This window comes from Streptomyces sp. NPDC021096, assembly GCF_040641275.1.
Taxonomy (GTDB): Bacteria; Actinomycetota; Actinomycetes; order Streptomycetales; family Streptomycetaceae; genus Streptomyces.
The window spans coordinates 236,207-253,559 of record NZ_JBFADG010000004.1 but is presented as its reverse complement, the minus strand read 5'-3'; the positions used below and the strand labels follow the sequence as shown (position 1 = coordinate 253,559).

18 protein-coding genes are annotated in these 17,353 nt (G+C 72.9%); 10 read left to right on the top strand and 8 right to left on the bottom strand.

Going from position 1 to position 17,353, the window contains the following annotated elements:
* Window positions 1-79 precede the first annotated feature (79 nt).
* The gene (locus AB0G59_RS09735) at window positions 80-1,048 is read right to left on the bottom strand and encodes a polyprenyl synthetase family protein (protein WP_360909751.1); all 969 of its coding nucleotides are present in this window, start codon (window positions 1,046-1,048) and stop codon (window positions 80-82) included.
* Window positions 1,049-1,362: 314 nt separating this feature from the next.
* Here AB0G59_RS09735 and AB0G59_RS09730 point away from each other — a divergent pair, with 314 nt between their 5' ends.
* From AB0G59_RS09730 to AB0G59_RS09705, 6 genes are all read left to right on the top strand, one after another.
* Window positions 1,363-2,613: a styrene monooxygenase/indole monooxygenase family protein gene (locus AB0G59_RS09730; protein WP_360909749.1), complete on the top strand. Its 1,251-nt coding sequence runs from the start codon at window positions 1,363-1,365 to the stop codon at window positions 2,611-2,613.
* Window positions 2,614-2,660: 47 nt separating this feature from the next.
* A complete protein-coding gene (locus AB0G59_RS09725; protein WP_360909747.1) occupies window positions 2,661-3,137 on the top strand; it encodes a CrcB family protein in 477 nt (158 codons plus the stop codon).
* The gene (locus tag AB0G59_RS09720; protein ID WP_360909745.1) at window positions 3,134-3,496 is read left to right on the top strand and encodes a DUF190 domain-containing protein; all 363 of its coding nucleotides are present in this window, start codon (window positions 3,134-3,136) and stop codon (window positions 3,494-3,496) included. Before AB0G59_RS09725 ends, AB0G59_RS09720 begins: the two co-directional genes overlap by 4 nt.
* On the top strand, window positions 3,493-3,858 hold the full coding sequence (gene crcB, locus AB0G59_RS09715; RefSeq protein ID WP_360909743.1) for a fluoride efflux transporter CrcB: 366 nt from the start codon (window positions 3,493-3,495) through the stop codon (window positions 3,856-3,858). Before AB0G59_RS09720 ends, crcB begins: the two co-directional genes overlap by 4 nt.
* A 118-nt stretch (window positions 3,859-3,976) precedes the next feature.
* Entirely contained in the window at window positions 3,977-4,402 is a 426-nt protein-coding gene (locus tag AB0G59_RS09710; protein WP_360909741.1) for a hypothetical protein, read from the top strand.
* Window positions 4,399-4,701 carry a transcriptional regulator gene (locus AB0G59_RS09705; protein ID WP_071964394.1) on the top strand — a complete coding sequence of 101 codons (303 nt, stop codon included), beginning with the start codon at window positions 4,399-4,401 and terminating at the stop codon, window positions 4,699-4,701. The genes AB0G59_RS09710 and AB0G59_RS09705 overlap by 4 nt, the downstream gene beginning before the upstream one ends.
* A 36-nt stretch (window positions 4,702-4,737) precedes the next feature.
* Here AB0G59_RS09705 and AB0G59_RS09700 read toward each other — a convergent pair whose 3' ends face one another.
* A complete protein-coding gene (locus AB0G59_RS09700) occupies window positions 4,738-5,649 on the bottom strand; it encodes a LysR substrate-binding domain-containing protein (RefSeq protein WP_360910009.1) in 912 nt (303 codons plus the stop codon).
* An 87-nt stretch (window positions 5,650-5,736) separates the two neighbouring features.
* Here AB0G59_RS09700 and AB0G59_RS09695 point away from each other — a divergent pair, with 87 nt between their 5' ends.
* From AB0G59_RS09695 to AB0G59_RS09685, 3 genes are read left to right on the top strand one after another with little or no spacing between them, the layout of a single operon-like run.
* A complete protein-coding gene (locus AB0G59_RS09695) occupies window positions 5,737-6,441 on the top strand; it encodes a succinate dehydrogenase cytochrome b subunit (protein WP_360909739.1) in 705 nt (234 codons plus the stop codon).
* Window position 6,442: 1 nt separating this feature from the next.
* The gene (locus AB0G59_RS09690; RefSeq protein WP_360909737.1) at window positions 6,443-8,389 is read left to right on the top strand and encodes a fumarate reductase/succinate dehydrogenase flavoprotein subunit; all 1,947 of its coding nucleotides are present in this window, start codon (window positions 6,443-6,445) and stop codon (window positions 8,387-8,389) included.
* Window positions 8,386-9,138 (top strand): succinate dehydrogenase/fumarate reductase iron-sulfur subunit, encoded by a 753-nt coding sequence (locus AB0G59_RS09685; RefSeq protein ID WP_360909735.1) that lies wholly within the window; start codon window positions 8,386-8,388, stop codon window positions 9,136-9,138. Before AB0G59_RS09690 ends, AB0G59_RS09685 begins: the two co-directional genes overlap by 4 nt.
* Here AB0G59_RS09685 and AB0G59_RS09680 read toward each other — a convergent pair.
* From AB0G59_RS09680 to AB0G59_RS09660, 5 genes are all read right to left on the bottom strand, one after another.
* Window positions 9,116-9,928, bottom strand: coding sequence for an ABC transporter permease (locus AB0G59_RS09680; protein ID WP_360909733.1), 813 nt, complete (start codon window positions 9,926-9,928; stop codon window positions 9,116-9,118). The two genes, AB0G59_RS09685 and AB0G59_RS09680, sit on opposite strands and share 23 nt — an antisense overlap.
* Window positions 9,925-10,590 carry an ABC transporter ATP-binding protein gene (locus tag AB0G59_RS09675; RefSeq protein ID WP_360909731.1) on the bottom strand — a complete coding sequence of 222 codons (666 nt, stop codon included), beginning with the start codon at window positions 10,588-10,590 and terminating at the stop codon, window positions 9,925-9,927. The genes AB0G59_RS09680 and AB0G59_RS09675 overlap by 4 nt, the downstream gene beginning before the upstream one ends.
* A 59-nt stretch (window positions 10,591-10,649) precedes the next feature.
* Window positions 10,650-12,305, bottom strand: a complete 1,656-nt coding sequence (locus AB0G59_RS09670) for a sigma-70 family RNA polymerase sigma factor (protein WP_360909729.1) — start codon at window positions 12,303-12,305, stop codon at window positions 10,650-10,652.
* Between the two features lie 110 nt (window positions 12,306-12,415).
* A complete protein-coding gene (locus AB0G59_RS09665; RefSeq protein WP_360909727.1) occupies window positions 12,416-13,912 on the bottom strand; it encodes a PH domain-containing protein in 1,497 nt (498 codons plus the stop codon).
* Window positions 13,909-14,442: a PH domain-containing protein gene (locus AB0G59_RS09660; protein ID WP_360909725.1), complete on the bottom strand. Its 534-nt coding sequence runs from the start codon at window positions 14,440-14,442 to the stop codon at window positions 13,909-13,911. Before AB0G59_RS09660 ends, AB0G59_RS09665 begins: the two co-directional genes overlap by 4 nt.
* 88 nt (window positions 14,443-14,530) lie before the next feature.
* On the opposite strand from AB0G59_RS09660, the gene AB0G59_RS09655 reads away from it, so the two are divergent.
* Window positions 14,531-15,130: a TetR/AcrR family transcriptional regulator gene (locus AB0G59_RS09655; protein WP_360909723.1), complete on the top strand. Its 600-nt coding sequence runs from the start codon at window positions 14,531-14,533 to the stop codon at window positions 15,128-15,130.
* Between the two features lie 104 nt (window positions 15,131-15,234).
* Here AB0G59_RS09655 and AB0G59_RS09650 read toward each other — a convergent pair whose 3' ends face one another.
* Window positions 15,235-17,316 (bottom strand): FUSC family protein, encoded by a 2,082-nt coding sequence (locus AB0G59_RS09650; protein WP_360909721.1) that lies wholly within the window; start codon window positions 17,314-17,316, stop codon window positions 15,235-15,237.
* Window positions 17,317-17,353 lie beyond the last annotated feature (37 nt).

Here is a 17,353-nt window from a genome sequence, read left to right as displayed (position 1 = left end):
GCGCTCCCCCACTGTTGGAGGGGGACGACCGCCGCACCCGCCCTGCCCCGCCGAAGCCCGCCGAAGCCCGCCGGTGCGGTCATCCCTCCGGCGATGCCACCCGTTCGGCGAAGGCCGCCAGCTCCTCGCGCCAGCCGTCCGCCAGTGGTGCGGTGGCGGCGATGTCGCGGGCCCGCCGGACGAGCTCGTCGATCAGCTGCTCGGTGACGTCGTGTTCCTCGGGGTCCAGCAGCAGCTCGCGCAGCAGCTGTGCGTCCCAGGCGAATTCCGGGCCTCCGTCGAGGAAACCGCGCAGCCGCCACGCGGCGTGCAGCGGGCGGGCGTAGCCGTCGTACGGGGCGTCGAGGTCGGCGCGGCCGGCGAGGGCCGCCCCCAGGCGCAGCGGGTGGCGCAGGGCGTACCAGCCGGCCGCGCAACCGCGGTCGCAGCCGGACACGCAGTGGCCGGGCCAGGGGTCCTCGAGGTACTCGGCGGCCATGGCCTCGTGCGTGTACGCGCCGATCGCTCGCTGGACCCGCAGTTCGTCCCAGATCTGCCACGCCTCGGCGGGCAACCGGGCCACGAGCCGGTCCGCGTGGGCGAGGGCGAGGTCGCCGGCGAGTGTGGCGGTGGATTCGCCGAAGCGCCGGGAGTCGCCCGCCCAGCCGCTGTGCTCGTGCTCGGCGGCCCGGCCGGCGTGCAGGGTGGGGATACCCCTGCGCAGGGCGGCGTTGTCGCGGACATCGGCGCGTATGAGGGTGCAGGTGTCGAGGAGTTCGAGGGCCACGGCGGTGTCGACGGCGGCGGTGGCGTCCGGATCGCCGCCGGCCGCGAGATAGCCGGTGAGGAAGACGGTCGGACGGGCCCGGTCCCCGCCCGCGGTCACCAGCTCGGCCAGCGACTCGATCAGCCCGGCGCCACGGGCATCGGCGGTGCGCCACAGGCGGTGTTCCTCGTCGAAGAGGCCGCGCAGCCGTTCCTCGACCCGGTCGAGCATCCTCGCCCGCTGGTGCCGCGGCGAGGGCGCGCGGGGCGTCACCGGGCCGGGCGGCTGGGGTTGCTTCGACATCGTGTGCCTCCCTGGTTCGAGTGCGGCCGTCGGCCGGCCCTGGCGGGCGGCGGCTCCGCTCTCGACGGCGGAGGGTGACCGGCCAGGAGACTGCCCAGCCGTACGCGCTGGAAGCGCTGGTTTCCTGCCAAACGGGGCGTCTGATGATTCGTGGGTGACGGACGGAACGCCAGGTGGTCCGGGACCGACCCCGCCGGAGCGCCGCACGGCCCGGGGGTGACGGCCGGCCCGGCATGTGCGTGCCGTCTGTACAGCGCGCGTGGTGGGCGGTTACAACGGGGGCGGGCCACGGGAACCGGCTTTCGGAGGCAACCATGCGCAGAATCGCGATCGTCGGCGCCGGACAGGCGGGGCTGCAACTGGCCCTGGGGCTGCGGGCGGCGGGGTACGAGGTGACCGTGGTCTCCGCCCGCACGCCCGAGGAGGTCCGCGGCGGGCGGGTCATGTCCACGCAGCTGATGTACGGTCCGGCACTCGCCCTGGAGCGCGAGCTGGGCCTGAACCTGTGGGACGAGCAGACGCCACGGATCGACGGAGTGCGCATCAGCCCCACCGATCCCCCGGGGGTGCTTGCCCCGGAGCGGGCCATCTCCGGCGCCCTCGACGAACCGGCCCGCTCCGTCGACCAGCGGGTGAAGACCTCCCGGTGGCTGGAGCTCTTCGAAGAGCGCGGCGGCCGGGTGGAGTACCGGAAGATCACCGCGGAGGACCTGTCGGACGTGGCGGCGGGCCATGACCTGACGGTCGTCGCCTCGGGGCACGGACCACTGGGGGAGATCTTCGGGCGCGACGAGCGGCACAGCCCGTTCCAGGCCCCGCAGCGCGCGCTGGCCTGCGTGTACGTGCACGGCACCCGGCCGGATCCGACGCCGCCGCCAGGTTATCTGCGCATGTACGCGTTCCCGGGGGTCGGGGAGTTCTTCGTCCTGCCCGCGCTGACGGCCTCCGGGCCGTGCGACATCCTGCTGTGGGAAGGCCGTCCGGGCGGCCCCTTCGACTGCTGGGGCGACGTCCCGGACCCGGGTGCGGCACTGGAACGGTCGCGGCAGCTGCTGCGCTCGTACGCGCCCTGGGAGTACGACCTGTGCGCGGACGCCGCGCCGACCGACGCCGGCGCCCTGCTGACCGGAAGCCTGGTCCCGGTGGTGCGGCACCCGGTCGCGGAGGTCGCCCCGGGCTCGTACGTCCTGGGCATGGCCGACGCGGTCGTGCTCAACGACCCGGTGACCGGGCAGGGCTCCAACAACGCGGCGCGCTGCGCGGACCGCTATCTGGCTTCCATCCTGGCGCGGGACGAGCGGCCCTTCGACCGGGCGTGGATGCACGAGACGTTCGCCGGCTGGTGGGAGCACGCCCGGCACGCCACCGCCTTCACCAACATGGTCCTGGACGCCCCGCTGCCGGACCACGTCCAGCACGTCCTGGCCGCGGCCGCCCAGCACCCGGAACTCGCCCGCCGCTACGTCAACGGCTTCGCCGATCCCGCGGACTACCAGGAGTGGCTGATGGACGCCGACCGGGCGGAGGCCTGTCTGGCGGCGGTGTCGGGGCGGGTAGCGGGGTGAGCGGCGTGGGAACGGGCGCCGGGATGGGCGTGGGCTAGCCTGACGCGATGGGCACGACGGGCGCGGCACGGCCGGGAGCGACGGCGGACCGCGCCACGCGGACGCCTCCGCGGCGCCGCGCTCCGCACTCGCAGTGGCCCGTCGTCTGCGCGGTGTCCCTCGGCGGTGGGGCGGGAGCCGCGGCCCGTTACGGTGCGGCCTTGTTGTGGCCGACGGCGCCCGGCGCCTTTCCCTGGACGACGTTGCTGGTCAACGTGGTGGGCTGCGCGCTGATCGGGGTGCTGCTGGTGACCATTGCCGAGCTGGGCACGCCGCACCGGCTGACGCGGCCCTTCCTGGGCACCGGGGTGCTGGGCGGCTTCACGACGTTCTCCACGTACGCGGTGGACATCCGGCAACTGGCCGATGACGGGCGGGTGGGCACCGGTCTGGCCTACCTGGCGGCGACGCTGCTCGCCGCGCTGGCGGCGGTGTGGGCGACGGCCGCGGCGACCCGTCGGCTGATCGCCCTGCGGAGGGCGTGATGAGGCTGCACGGCAAGGCCCTGCGCGTCACGGTCCTCATCGGCGAGTCCGACACGTACGCCGGCTCCGGCCGCCGCCCGCTCTACTCCGAGATCGTCCACCGTGCCCACGCGGCGGGCCTGGCCGGGGCCAGCGTCTTCCGCGGCATCGAGGGCTTCGGAGCCTCGTCGCTCATCCACACCTCACGGCTGCTGTCCCTGAGCGAGGACCTGCCGGTGGCCGTCGTCATCGTCGACACCGAGGAGCGTGTGCGGGCCTTCCTGCCCGTGTTGGGGGAGCTGGTCGGCGAGGGCCTGGTCACTCTCGACGAGGTCGAGGTGCTGCACTACAAGGGCCGTGGCCGGGAGACGCCCGCGTGAACTGGCTCCTCGTCATCGCCGGCGCCATGGCCGGCGCCCCACTGCGCTATCTCACGGACCGCTTCGTGCAGTCCCGGCACGACTCGGTCTTCCCCTGGGGCACGTTCGTGGTGAACGTGGTGGGCTGCTTCGTGCTCGGCGCGCTGACCGGCGCGATGCCGGACGAGCGGTGGCGGCTGCTGGTGGGGACGGGGCTGTGCGGTGCGCTGACGACGTATTCGACGTTCTCGTACGAGACGCTGCGCCTCGCCGAGGACGGTGCGCGGGGCTACGCGGCGCTGAACGCGGTGGGCAGTGTGGTGTGCGGGGTGGGTGCGGCGTTCGTGGGGGTGGAGGCGGGGCAGGTGATGTGGGGCGGGTGATGTCGGGCTCGTCGCCACGTTTTCCACAACGGAAAATGTCCAGTTGCCATGACGGAAACAGCGTGCTTCACTTTCCGTCATGGCAACTGATGAGCTCTCACGGTCGTCCAGGCCGTCCATGCCCACGCGGGAAAGCGCCGCCCAGTCCCTGGCGCTGGCCGAGGCGGCCCAGGCGGCGGTCGGGGCGATCGCGCCCGGGCGCTGGTACCACCCGACGCTCTCCGCGTTCGTGGTCGCGATATTCCTCACCAATATGCTGCCCGACCCGCTCGACATCACGGCCGTGGGCGTCCTGTTCGTGAGCATGATGACCTTCGTGTTCGTGCAGGCGCGCAGGATGGGCGTCCTGCACCGGGTCACTCCGGAGGCGGGTCGCCAGGCGGCCGGCGGCGCGGTCATCGGCCTCGTGATGTACGTCGCCGCCCTCACCGTGGACCGCCAGGCCGACATGCCTTGGGTATGGGTGCCTGCGGCGCTGCTCACCGGAGGAGGCATCCTGATACTTGGAAACAACTCCCGCAAGAAGGGCATACCCGCAGAGTGACCGCTCCCGAGGACGGCTTCAACGAGACGATCCACGCGCCGAACCGGCTCCGGATCTGCGCCGCGCTCGACGCCGTCGAGGAGATCGAGTTCGCGACGATACGCGACACGCTGGGCGTGAGCCCGTCCGTACTGAGCAAGCACGTCACGGTCCTGTCGGACGCCGGCTACGTCGAGCAGCGCCGGGCCGTGCGCGACACGCGGCAGCGGGTGTGGCTGCGCCTGACCAAGGAGGGCCGGGCGGCCTACCGCTCCCACCTCGCCGCGCTCCGCGCGATCGTCAACGCCGAACTGAGCTGACCTGAGCCGGGCGGCCCCGCACCGGGCCGCGACCCGTCAGGACCCGCAGGGCTGCTCGTCCGCCGCCGCGCCCAGGTGCTCCAGCAGTACGCGGCGCAGCTCGCGGGCCGCGCGTGGGGGTGGCGCGTCCTTGCGGTGGGCGACTGCCACGGTCCGGCGCATGCGCTCGCCCTCGAAGGGGGTGACCCGCAGGCCGGAGCGGGCCGCGACCATGCCGGGGACGACCGCGAGACCGAGACCGGCACGGACGAAACCCAGGACGGCGTCCATTTCGCCGCCCTCGACGGTGAAGGAGGGTTCGAAGCCCGCCGCACGGCACGCGGCGGTGGTGATCTCGCGCAGGTCGTAGCCACGCCGGAACATCACCATCGGCAGGTCCCGCAGCTGCTCCACCCGGATGCTGCGGCCCCGGACGGGGGCCGGGGCGGCGGGGGACGACACCACGACCAGGTCCTCGTGGAGGAGCTCGGTCGTCGCCAGGGCCGGGGCGCCCACACCGAGCGGGGTGATGATCAGTGCGAGGTCGAGACCGCCGTCGGCGAGACGGCGCACGAGGTCCTGTGAACCGCCTTCGTCCACGTGCAGCTCGATGCCGGGAAACCGGGCGTGATAGGTGCGCAGGACATCCGGAACCAGGCTCGCGCACAGGCTCGGCGGTGCGCCCAGCCGGACCCGGCCACGGCGCAGCTGGGCGACTTCCTGCACCTCGCGGCGGGCCGTCTCGGTGTCCGCGAGCACGCGTCGGGCGAGCGGCAGCAGCGCCTCGCCCGCGTCGGTGAGGGTGATGTTGCCCCGGGCGCGGTGGAAGAGCTCGGCGCCCAATTCCCGTTCCAGGGCGCGGATCTGCTGGGAGAGCGACGGCTGGGCGACGTGCAGCGCCTCGGCGGCGCGGGTGAAGTGCCGGACCTCGGCGACGGTGGCGAAGTAGCGAAGCTGCTGGAGTTGCACCATCGCAGGATAGATAGGGGGAGCCTATGGAAACCAGCGCCACCATGTCTTGGACGTATGGAAAGAGCCCGCCTACCGTCGGTTGTCATGGCACTCGCGACCCGGACGGACCGGTCTCCGTCCCTCATCGGCTTCGTGTGGCGCTCGACCGTCGGCAAGAAGGCGGTCATGGCCGTCACCGGTCTGGTCATGCTGGCGTACCTGGTCGCCCACATGATGGGCAATCTGAAGGTGTTCTTCGGGGCCGGGGAGTTCAACCATTACGGGCACTGGATCCGCACCGTCGGCGAGCCGTTCCTGCACCGCGAGTGGTTCCTGTGGACGGCACGGGTGGTGCTGAGCGCGTCCGTCGTCCTGCACGGGGTGGCGGCGTACCAGCTCAGCCGCCGCGACATCGCCGCGCGCCCGGCCAAATACGCCCACAAGCGGCCCCGGGCGAGCTATGCGACGCGCACCATGCGCTGGGGCGGGGTGATCGTGGGGCTGTTCATCGTCTGGCACATCCTGGACCTCACCACCCTCACCGTGAACCCCAACGCCCAGCAGGGCCGGCCGTACGAGAACCTCGTCGCCTCCTTCGACCGCTGGTACGTCAGTGCCTTCTACATCGTGGCGATGCTCGCGCTCGGCCTGCACATCCGTCACGGCTTCTGGAGCGCCGCCCAGACGCTGGGGGTGGGCTCGCCGCGCCGCGAGCGGGTGCTCAAGGTCCTCGCAGTCGGTCTGGCGCTCTTGCTGACCTGCGGATTCATCGCCGTGCCCGTGGGCGTCCTGACAGGAGTCGTGAGCTGAGATGAGCGAATACCTCCACTACCGCGTCGGTGCTCCCCTCACCGACACCAAGGCCCCCGACGGCCCCGTCGCCGAGCGCTGGGACCGCCGGCGCTTCGAGGCGAAGCTGGTCAACCCGGCCAACCGCCGCAAGCACACGGTCATCGTCGTCGGCACCGGTCTGGCGGGCGGCGCGGCCGGGGCCACGCTGGCCGAACAGGGCTACCGCGTCGTGCAGTTCTGCTACCAGGACTCCCCGCGCCGCGCCCACTCCATCGCGGCCCAGGGCGGCATCAACGCCGCCAAGAACTACCGCAACGACGGCGACTCCGTGCACCGGCTGTTCTACGACACCGTCAAGGGAGGCGACTTCCGCGCCCGTGAGTCCAACGTCCACCGGCTCGCCCAGATCTCCGTCGAGATCATCGACCAGTGCGTGGCCCAGGGCGTGCCGTTCGCCCGCGAGTACGGCGGTCTGCTGGACACCCGCTCCTTCGGCGGCGTCCAGGTCTCCCGTACGTTCTACGCACGCGGCCAGACCGGGCAGCAGCTCCTGCTCGGCGCGTACCAGGCGCTCAGCCGGCAGATCGACGCGGGCACCGTCGAGATGCACGCCCGCACCGAGATGCTCGACCTGATCGTCATCGACGGCCGGGCGCGCGGCATCGTCGCCCGCGACCTGGTCACCGGCCGGATCGACACCTACATGGCCGACGCCGTCGTGCTGGCCTCCGGCGGCTACGGCAACGTCTTCTACCTCTCCACCAACGCCAAGAACTCCAACGCCACGGCCGTCTGGCGCGCCCACCGGCGCGGCGCCCACTTCGCCAACCCCTGCTTCACCCAGATCCACCCCACGTGCATCCCGCGCTCGGGCGACCACCAGTCCAAGCTGACGCTGATGAGCGAGTCGCTGCGCAACGACGGCCGCATCTGGGTGCCGAAGGCCAAGGGCGACACCCGGCCGCCGGCCGCCATCCCCGAGGAGGAGCGCGACTACTACCTGGAGCGCCTCTACCCCTCCTTCGGCAACCTCGTGCCGCGCGACATCGCCTCGCGCGCCGCGAAGAACGTCTGTGACGAGGGGCGCGGCGTCGGCCCCGGCGGGCAGGGCGTCTACCTCGACTTCGCCGACGCCATCGCGCGCATGGGCCGGGCGGCGGTCGAGGCGAAGTACGGCAACCTCTTCGAGATGTACGAGCGGATCACCGCCGAGGATCCGTACCGGGTGCCCATGCGCATCTATCCGGCCATCCACTACACGATGGGCGGCCTGTGGGTGGACTACGACCTGCAGACCACCGTGCCCGGCCTGTTCGCGATCGGCGAGGCCAACTTCTCCGACCACGGGGCCAACCGCCTGGGCGCGTCCGCGCTGATGCAGGGGCTGGCCGACGGCTATTTCGTGCTGCCCTCCACCATCAACGACTACCTCGCCCGCCACCCCCACGAGGCCGTGGACCCCTCCCATCCGGCCGTCACCGACACCGTCGCCGAGGTCACCGGCCGCCTGGCCCGGCTGCTGGCCGCCGACGGGGACCGCACGCCGGACTCCTTCCACCGGGAGCTGGGCGAACTGCTGTGGGACGAGTGCGGGATGGCCCGCACCGACACCGGGCTGCGCAAGGCGCTGGACCGGATCCCCGCCCTGCGGGAGGAGTTCTGGCGCCGCATCAAGGTGCCGGGCACGGGCGAGGAGCTCAACCAGTCGCTGGAGAAGGCGAACCGCATCGTCGACTACCTCGAGCTCGCGGAGCTGATGTGCCTGGACGCCCTGCACCGCACGGAGTCCTGCGGCGGCCACTTCCGGGAGGAGAGCCGCACGCCCGAGGGCGAGGCGGCGCGCAAGGACGAGGAGTTCGCGTACGCGGCGGCCTGGGAGTTCACGGGCACGGGCAGCGCGCCCGTGCTCCACAAGGAAGACCTGCGTTTCGAGTACGTCCACCCCACCCAGCGGAGCTACGCGTGAACCTCACCCTGCGCATCTGGCGCCAGCGCACCCCCGAGGACGCCGGGGCCATGACCACGTACGAGGTCACGGGCATCAGCGAGGACATGTCCTTCCTGGAGATGCTCGACCACCTCAACGAGGAGCTGATCCTCTCCGGCGACGAGCCCGTCGCCTTCGACCACGACTGCCGCGAGGGCATCTGCGGCGCCTGCGGCATGGTGATCAACGGCCGGGCGCACGGCCCGGAGCGCACCACCACCTGCCAGCTCCATATGCGCCACTTCCGCGACGGCGACACGATCGACGTCGAGCCCTGGCGGGCGGCGGCGTTTCCCGTGGTCAAGGACCTGGTCGTGGACCGCTCGGCCTTCGACCGGGTCATCGGTTCCGGAGGCTATGTCTCCGTGCCCACGGGCTCCGCACCCGAGGCCCATGCGACGCCCGTGCCCAAGCCCGTCGCCGACCTGGCCTTCGAGCACGCCGAGTGCATCGGCTGCGGGGCGTGCGTGGCCGCCTGTCCGAACGGTTCGGCGATGCTCTTCACCTCGGCGAAGGTGGTGCATCTGAACGTCCTGCCCCAGGGCGCCCCGGAGCGGGAGTCCCGGGTGCTGGACATGGTCACGGCCATGGACGAGGAGGGTTTCGGCGGCTGCACCAACACCGGCGAGTGCGCCACGGCGTGCCCCAAGGGCATACCGCTGCAGTCCATCGCCACGATGAACCGCGAATTCCTGCGGGCCACCCTCAAGGGCGGCCGGCGGCGCTGACGGCGGCCGGGCGGAGCCGGGACGGACGGTGGTCGCGGGTGCGCAGGTGGAACGCGGCGGTCCCCAGCAGCCACATCGCCGCGAACCACACGGGCCCCAGCAGCAGGTGGCCGTACGGCGTGTCCCCGGTGAACCCGGCGGCCACGCTCACCTGCGTCGGGCCGTACTCGGGGAGGATCTGCACCCCGTCCTTGGTGGCGCCGGGATTGCTGATGGGGTTCTGCAGCATGGTGTCCAGCAGGCTGGCCATGATGATCACGAACAGCCCCTCCAGCTCGTTGCGCAGGAACGCCCCGAGCAGGATGCCGATCCCGCCGTAGCCGACCCCGGCCGTGAACAGTCCGGCGGCCAGCAGCCAGGGTCGGACGGGGTCCCAGTACCAGCAGATCACGGCGGTGGCGTAGCCGGAGATCAGGGCCGCCGCGAGCACCATCGCGTTGACCTTGGCGACGAGCAGGCAGATGCGGGGGTAGCCGGCCAGGACGAGGCGGCGGTCGAAGGCGAGCGACTTGAACGTCGCCATGAACATCATGAAGCCGACGATCAACGTCACCACGTTGATCGCGCCGGAGACCATCGTCAGGTGGTTGCCGTCGACCGTGAGCCGCCGGCCGGTGGCCCGCAGCAGGAAGGTGCTGGGCGCCGGGGCGACGAACCAGTGCACCATCGTCAGCCAGAAGGGGATGTAGAAGACGACCAGTACGAGGGCGAAGCGATTGCGCAGGTGCTCCAGCAGGGCGAACCCCGCGGCCGTGGCGAAGCGGCGCCTCGCGGTCCGCAGCCGGCTCATGCGTTCCGCCCCGGGAGAAGGGCGGCCTCGGCGTCGGCCGACCGTGGGCGCCACGGCTCCGCGACGCCGTCGTGCAGGCGGTACAGCCGGTCCAGCCGCCCGGTGTCCCAGGCCAGGTGGGAGACGACGAGGACGCACCGTCCCCGGTCGCGCAGGCGGGCGGCGACGTCCCAGAACCGCAGGTACGTCTCCCAGTCGAAGCCCTGGTACGGCTCGTCGAGCAGCAGGACGTGCGGGTCGTGCATCAGGGCGAGGGTCAGGTTGAGCTTCTGCCGGGTGCCGCCGCTCAGCGCGGCGACACGGGTGCGGCGGTACTCGCCGAAGTGCAGCTCCTCGATCAGTTCCCCGGCCCGGCGGGTGTCTTCCAGGCCGTAGGCGATCTGGAAGTGGCGCACGTGCTGCTCGACGGTGAGGAAGTCGTTGAGGACCGTCTCCTGGGGGCAGTAGCCGAGCGAGCCCCGGTGCGCGATGTCACCGGAGTCGGCCGCGATCTGCCCGCACAGGATGCGCAGGAGCGTGGTCTTGCCCGCGCCGTTCTCCCCCACGATCCCGGCCAGGGTGCCGGGGCCGAGCTCGAGACGGACGCCGCGCAGCACCCGGCGGGAACCGTAGGACTTGTGCAACGCGCCGACGCGCAGGGCGTACGGCGGCGCTGCGAGCACATCGGATGTATCGGACACGCCGGTTCAACGAACGACACGGCGGCGCGTTGCGAGCGGTGTCAGCGTGCTCCGAAGACCTGGGTCCAGCGGGGGCCGCCGGGGGCCTTGTTGATGCCGATGCCGATCTCCTTGAAGGAGCAGTTGAGGATGTTCTTGCGGTGGCCCTCGCTGTTCATCCACGAGTCCATGACGGCGGCCGCGGTCTGCTGGCCGTAGGCGATGTTCTCGCCGTAGGTGCTCCACTTGTAGCCGGCGGCGGTGACGCGCTCGCCCGGGCCCTTGCCGTCGGGGTTGGTGTGGTCGAAGAACGAGCGGGCCGCCATGTCGTCGGAGTGGCCCTGTGCCGCCGCGTCCAGGAGGCTGTTGGAGGTCAGGGCCGAGCAGCCCACCTTGGCGCGCTCGCTGTTGACCAGGGCGACGACCTGCTGGCCGAGGGAGCCGCCGCCCGGGTTGCCGGCAGGGGGCTTGGACGTGGCCTTCGGGGCGCGGGAGGCGGTGCGCTCGGGAGTGGGGCTGGCGGTGCGCGCTTCGGCGGACTTGGAGGGCTTCGCCGAGGGGGACGAGGCGCTGGGCGAGGGGCTCGCCGAGGCCGACGCGCTGGGCGAGGCGGACTGCGAGGGGCCGGTGCGCAGCGGGGAGGGCTCCTTGGCGCTCTGCTGCTTCAGGTCGCCGGGGACTTCGGCGGATCCGGCCTTGACGGTCGTGTCCTGGGAGTCCTGGAAGAGGTAACCGCCGCCCAGCACGCCGCCGCCGACGATCGCCAGGATGCCCGCGCCGATGACGGCCCGCCGGGCCGTACGGGAACGGCCGCCCGCGCGGTGGCCGTGGCTCCCGCCCCCTCGGCGGGCGCCGGCACGGCGGCCCCGGGTCCCGGGTATGCCCGCGTGCGCGGAGGAGGTGTGCGCCACGGCCTCGCCGTGGAGGGTGGCCCCGCCGCCCCACCGGGCGAGCAGCGCGGCGCCGACCGGCACCAGTCCGAGGCCGACCAGCAGCCCCTCCGCCGGGTACAGGGCCGCCAGGGTGCCGGAGCAGCGGCCGCAGCCGCGCACGTGCCGGGCTATGCGCTTGCGCCACAGCGCGGAGGGGGCGCCGTCCCAGGAGGCGACGACGTCCGCGAGCTGGGGGCAGCGCGGGTGGGCGGCGAGCGCCTGGACCACGCCGCGGGCGGTGTCCAGCTGGGCCTTGGTCCGCTGGATGCGGACGGCCGCGTGCTGCGGGGTGAGCTCGAGGGCGGCGGCGACCTCGGCGCGCTGGAGTTCGCCGGCGGCCTCCAGCCACCACAGGGACAGGACCTCCTGCTCCCCCTCGTCGAGCCAGCGCGTGGCCTCGGCGGCGTCCTTGCGCTGGCCTTCCAGGCCGAGCCGCACGATGGTCAGGTCGACGAAGTCGGCCTTGGGGTCGGGCACTTCGCCGACCACGTCCTGCAGTCCACTGACGGGGGCCTCGAGACGGTCCGCCCGGCAGTGGCTGCGTATCTGGTTCATGGTGATCGCCACGAGCCAGGAGCGGAAGCCGGCGGGGTCGCGCAGCCCGTCCAGGCCGTTGATCACGCGGAGCATGGTCTCCTGGACGACGTCGTCGACGTCGGCGTGCCCGTTGAGGGCGCGGCCCACGATGTTGTAGACCAACGGCAGGTGGGAGGCGACGAGCTCGTCCTGTGCCGCGGTGTTTCCGGCCTGCGCCGCTTCCACCACGGCCACGTTCACACTCTTCACGCCCGCACCTCTTTCCGCACCCGCCACGTTGGCGTTCGATCCGACACCTAGGAGACCGGGCGTCGGTCCGCAGATAACAAAAAAGTAGGTGCGAATGTACGCGAAGAGACTCAGGCACCCGTCCGGACGACGAACTCGCTGACGATTCCCGGAGCCGCAAACTCCGCGAATCCGACAGCCTCCTGCGCCGACATATCCCGAATGCGGTATCCGTCCTCCCCCGCGGCGACGGCAGCCGTGACAGTGGCCACACCTGACCGCCGCGAGAAGGGAGTCTGCGTGAAGGTCCACGCCAGCACCGCGTCCCGGTCGAGGGTCACCGTCTCCCGGCCGAAGGTGCCCGACCGCACGACGAGGTGACGGCCGCGCACTCCATGGCCCAGCGACCGGTAGGCGTCGCGCGCCAGCGCCCGGGCGACGGGGACCGCGACCAGCGTCCAGGCGGCCGCGCAGTACAGCAGCACCGGCGTCAGCAGCCACCCGAGCACCGCGAGCGCCACGGTCACCGGCAGCACCCCGAAGCCCAGCGCCCGCATCACCCGCCGCCGCAGGGCGGCCCGCGGATGCGGGCGCAGTACGAGCTCGGGGCCGGCCGCGACCCCCAGCACCCCCGTGCACACCCGCTCGGCCACCGCCCGGGGCGCGGGCGGCAGGACGACGCTGCGCCTGCGGTTCTCCTCCCGGTTGCCCAGGCCCCCCGCGACCGCGCGGACGCTCGCGCCGCCGCCCGCGCGCAGCAGCAGCGGCTCGCGCAGGGACACTCCGCACAGTCGCGCGCGTTCCAGGGAGACGGCACGGGTGGTGAACAGGCCTCGGCGGACGCCGAGGGTGGTCGCATCGGTCCATTCCAGGCGATAGCGCCACCAGTTCTCGGCGTACAGCAGCACGGCGCCCACGACTCCCAGCGCCGTGACGACCAGCAGGGCGAGCGGAACGGTGACCCACAGCGCGCTGTGGCCGAACTCGCGGAAGAAGTCCCGGAGGAAGCCGATGCGCCACGGCTCGACCCCCATGGCGTCCAGCGCGCGCCAGGCGGAGCCGGCCACGGTGAGGACGCCGCCGAAGACCCAGAACGTGAGCGGCGCGTACCGCAGCCATCGCGCGTCGGCCACCGCCAGCACCGGATCCCCTGCGCCCTGGCCCGCACCTGCCGCCCGCGCGAGCAGCTCCGCCCGCAGCCGCTCGCCCTCGGACCGCGACAGCGCCTCCAGCGACAGCTCGCCCTCGTGCCCGCTCCGGCCGCCGCCTCCGCCCGTTCCCGCGCGGAGCACGGTGAGCCCGAGCAGCCGCTGCACGGGGTTGGCGGTCAGGTCGACGGTACGGACGCGGTGCAGGGGGACGGCCCGCACGCGTCGCGTGAACAGGCCCGTGCGCAGTTCGAGGGAGTCGGCGGTGACGCGGTAGCGGGTGCGGCGCCAGGTGAGGAAGCCGGTCGCGGTGATGCCGGCGAAGACGAGCGCGATGACGGCGAGCGTGATCCAGGCGCGTGCGTCCAGGCGCCCGCCCGTGGCGAGCGCGGTGAGCGCGAGCGAGCCGAGCGGCGCGCCCAGCCAGGCGCAGTGCGCCAGGAGCGTACGGGGGTCGAGCCTGCGCCACCGCCCGTTCACGCGGCGCCCCCCGGAAGGGTGCGGGCGGCCGCGTTGCCGATGTGCTCCGCCAGCTGCCGGGCGACCTCGTCGGACACCCCGGCGATCGTCACGTCCCCGGCCGTGGAGGCCGTGGTGACGGTCACCGTGGCGAGTCCGTACCGCTGCTGCAGCGGCCCGCGCCGGGTGTCGACGGTCTGCACCCGGGACAGCGGGGCTATCCGGCGCTTCTGCCAGAACCAGCCGCTCGCCGCGTAGACCGCCGAGTGCCCCACCTCCCAGGCGTGCACGCGGTAGCGCACCCTCGGCATGGCCAGGGCGTACCCGAGCGCGGGCAGGATCAGGACGACGGCCACCAGCGGGCCCAGCCAGGGCAGCGCCCCGGGGAAGAACAGGACCGACAGCACGAGCAGCGTCACGGCCGTCAGCAGCAGGGGTCCGCTCACCGTGAGCCATGCCTGCGCGGCCCACCAGCGCCGGGCCCGGGGATCGACCCGGTGGCACGGCGGCCGGAGTCCTACCTGCGGAGGGTGCGGAAGTCCGGCCACCATGTCCCCCGTTTCTTTCCAAGTCAGTTGTATCGTGAAGGGCCAGGCTATGGCAATACAACTGACCTGTAAAACGGAAGGGGCAGCAACCGTGCCCAAGCTCGTCGACCATGACGAACGCCGCCGCAGCATCGCCGGCGCCCTGTGGCGGATCGCGTCCACGCGCGGGCTCGACGGCGCGAGCATGCGGGACGTGGCGGCCGAGGCGGGCATGTCGCTCGGGCAGCTGCAGCACTACTTCCGCAGCCGGGGCGAGATGCTCGTCTTCGCCCTCGACCACATCAACGAACTCGCCGCCGGCCGTATCCGCGAGCGCGTGCGGGCGGTGGGCGGCACGCCCTCCCCGCGCGCGGTCCTGCGCGCGATCGTCGCCGAGATGCTGCCGCTGGACGACGACAGCCGCAGCGGCATCCTGGTCCAGATCGCGTACTTCATGCAGGCCGTGCACGACGAGCGGCTGCGTCGCCACGCCAAGGAGGGTGTACCGCTGCTGCGGGCGATGCTCGCCGAGCAGATTCGGCAGGCCGTCGGGCGGGGGGAGGTCGGGGCCGACCGGGATCCGGAGACGGAGGCGATGCTGCTGCTCTGTCTGATCGACGGGTTGACCAGTTACACGCTGCTCGACGTTCAAACCCCGCAGGAGGCGTTGCGGCTCGCTGACGCGCACTTGGACCGGCTGTTCGCGCCGTGACGAGGCTTTTCCCCTACCCGCCCCTTCCCGTAACCGGGGCTCCGCCCCGGACCCCGGTCCTCAATCGCCGGACGGGCTGGGTGGTTGCCGTAACGGGCTGAGATTCAGCCCCCTCGGCGCTTCCCCGGCCGCAGTGCCTCCTCCAATTCCTCCACCGCCTCCATCAGCAGTTCCGACGCCCGCACCGCCACCCCCTCCTCGCCCGCCGCCGTGCGCCAGGCGTCGTGGGCGCGGCGTGGGGCCGTCCAGTCCAGGGGGCGGCGTTCGCGGACGGCGGTCACCGCGTCCGGGAGGGCGGCGCGCAGGGCGGCCGCGAAGTGCTCGGCGCCCGGGGAGGGCTCGGCCTCGCGGTCCGGGATGTGAGCTTCCATCAGCATCGTCGCGCGGCCCATCGTGGCCAGCGCCGACTCCGCGCCGCGCTCGGCCTTGCGGGAGATGCCCCGGTGCCGCACCGGCTCCTTCTGGGCGCGGGCGGCTGCCTCCTCCCACTCCAGGCGCGCCGCCCGCGAGTCCAGCAGGGCCTCGCGCACCCGGCGCGGCTTGCGGACCGTCGGCTGGGCGTACAGGGCGAGCACCGCCAGGGCGTAGCGGCCGTTGGACTCCAGCCAGTCGGCGAGCCGGTCGCGCAGCCGCAGCGTCTCCCAGGCGGGGAAGAGGGCGTAGGCGGCCAGCGCCAGCAGTCCGCCCAGCAGGGTCAGCGCCAGCCGGGCCTGTACGGTCTGCGACCAGCCCTCGCCCGCGATGCCGAGCAGGAAGACGACGTAGGCGGCGATGCAGGCGGAGGCCACGCTGTAGCCCGTGCGCATCAGCAAATACATCAGCCCGATGCACAGCACCGCCAGGGCGGCGCACACGTACATGCCCGGGTGCGCGAGCACCATCAGCGCCCCGGCGAGCCAGACGCCCACCACGGTCCCGGCGAAGCGCGCCACGCCGCGCGAGTAGGTCTGCGCGAAGTCGGGCCGCATGACCATGACCGAGGTCATCGGCGCCCAGTAGCCGTGCCCGAGGGGCAGTGCGGACCCCAGGGCGTAGCCGGCCGAGACCACCGCCGTGACCCGGACCGCGTGCCGCCCGATGGCCGAGGACCGGCGCGCCTCGCGGCGCAGGGCCCGCAGGCCGACGGGCACGAGGCGGGGCACGGAGGGGCGCAGCAGGTGGCGGCGGGTCCCGGCGTCGGCGGGACGGGTCGACTCGACGCGTTCGTCGGCGGATTCGACGACGTCCGCGAGCAGCACCATCAGCCGCAGCGCGGAGCGGCGGGCCGCGCCGGTCAGGACGAGGCCGGACTCGTCGGGGACGTCGAGGGTGGCCATCACCTCCGGCGGCAGCCGTACCGGCTTGCCCCAGCGGACGGCGTGCGCCACCGCGTCCAGGACGACGGCGGCGGCCGCCAGCAGCTCCCGGACGCGGTCGCGCTCGGGCCCCTCGGGCGGGGGGCCCAGGACGGGGTCGGCGAGCGAGGCCAGCACGGGCCGCAGCCGCTCGGCCAGGCCCCTCGGGCCGCCCAGCTGGCTGGGTCTGCGCCGGGCCTGGCGGGGGGTCAGGGCGGCGGCGCTGCGGGCGTCCATCAGCGGCTGGGGGTCGAAGCGGGCCTCCGGATCGTGGCGCAGGCGGCGCGCGTAGTCGGCCTCGGCGGCGAGCGCGTCCGCGAGGGCGTCGCGCTGGCGGCCCCAGGGGCGGATCGGGAAGACGACGATGAGCGCCGCCTGCACCAGTCCGCCGTAGACGATCAGGGTGGCGTGGTGCAGCGCGCCGAGCACGGAGGTGGGCAGGGTGACGGTGAACAGCATCACGGCCACCATCTGGGAGGCCACCATGCCGGAGACCGGGCCGATGGCCCACGCCATGCCGGCCAGCAGCGTCCAGACGGCCAGCAGGACGGCGAAGACCACATGGTCGCCGATGGCGATGTAGCCCAGGAACGTGCTGATGCCGAGCCCGACCGCCACGGCCAGTGCCAGCACCGGCCGCGGCCGCCAGCTGCGCTGGAAGGTGGCCAGGCCCGAGGCGAAGGCGCCGAAGGCCGAGGACACCGCGAGCTTGGGCGTGCCGAGCCACAGGATGAGGCCGATGACGATCGCGACGCCGCACGCGCCGCGCAGCGCCACGAGCGGCTCCAGCTTGGTGCGCTCGATCGTCAGCCCGGCGCGTGCGGTGTCCTTCAGCGCGCTCGACCAGGTCATGCCCGCAGCTTACGGTCCGATCACCGCATAACGGGGC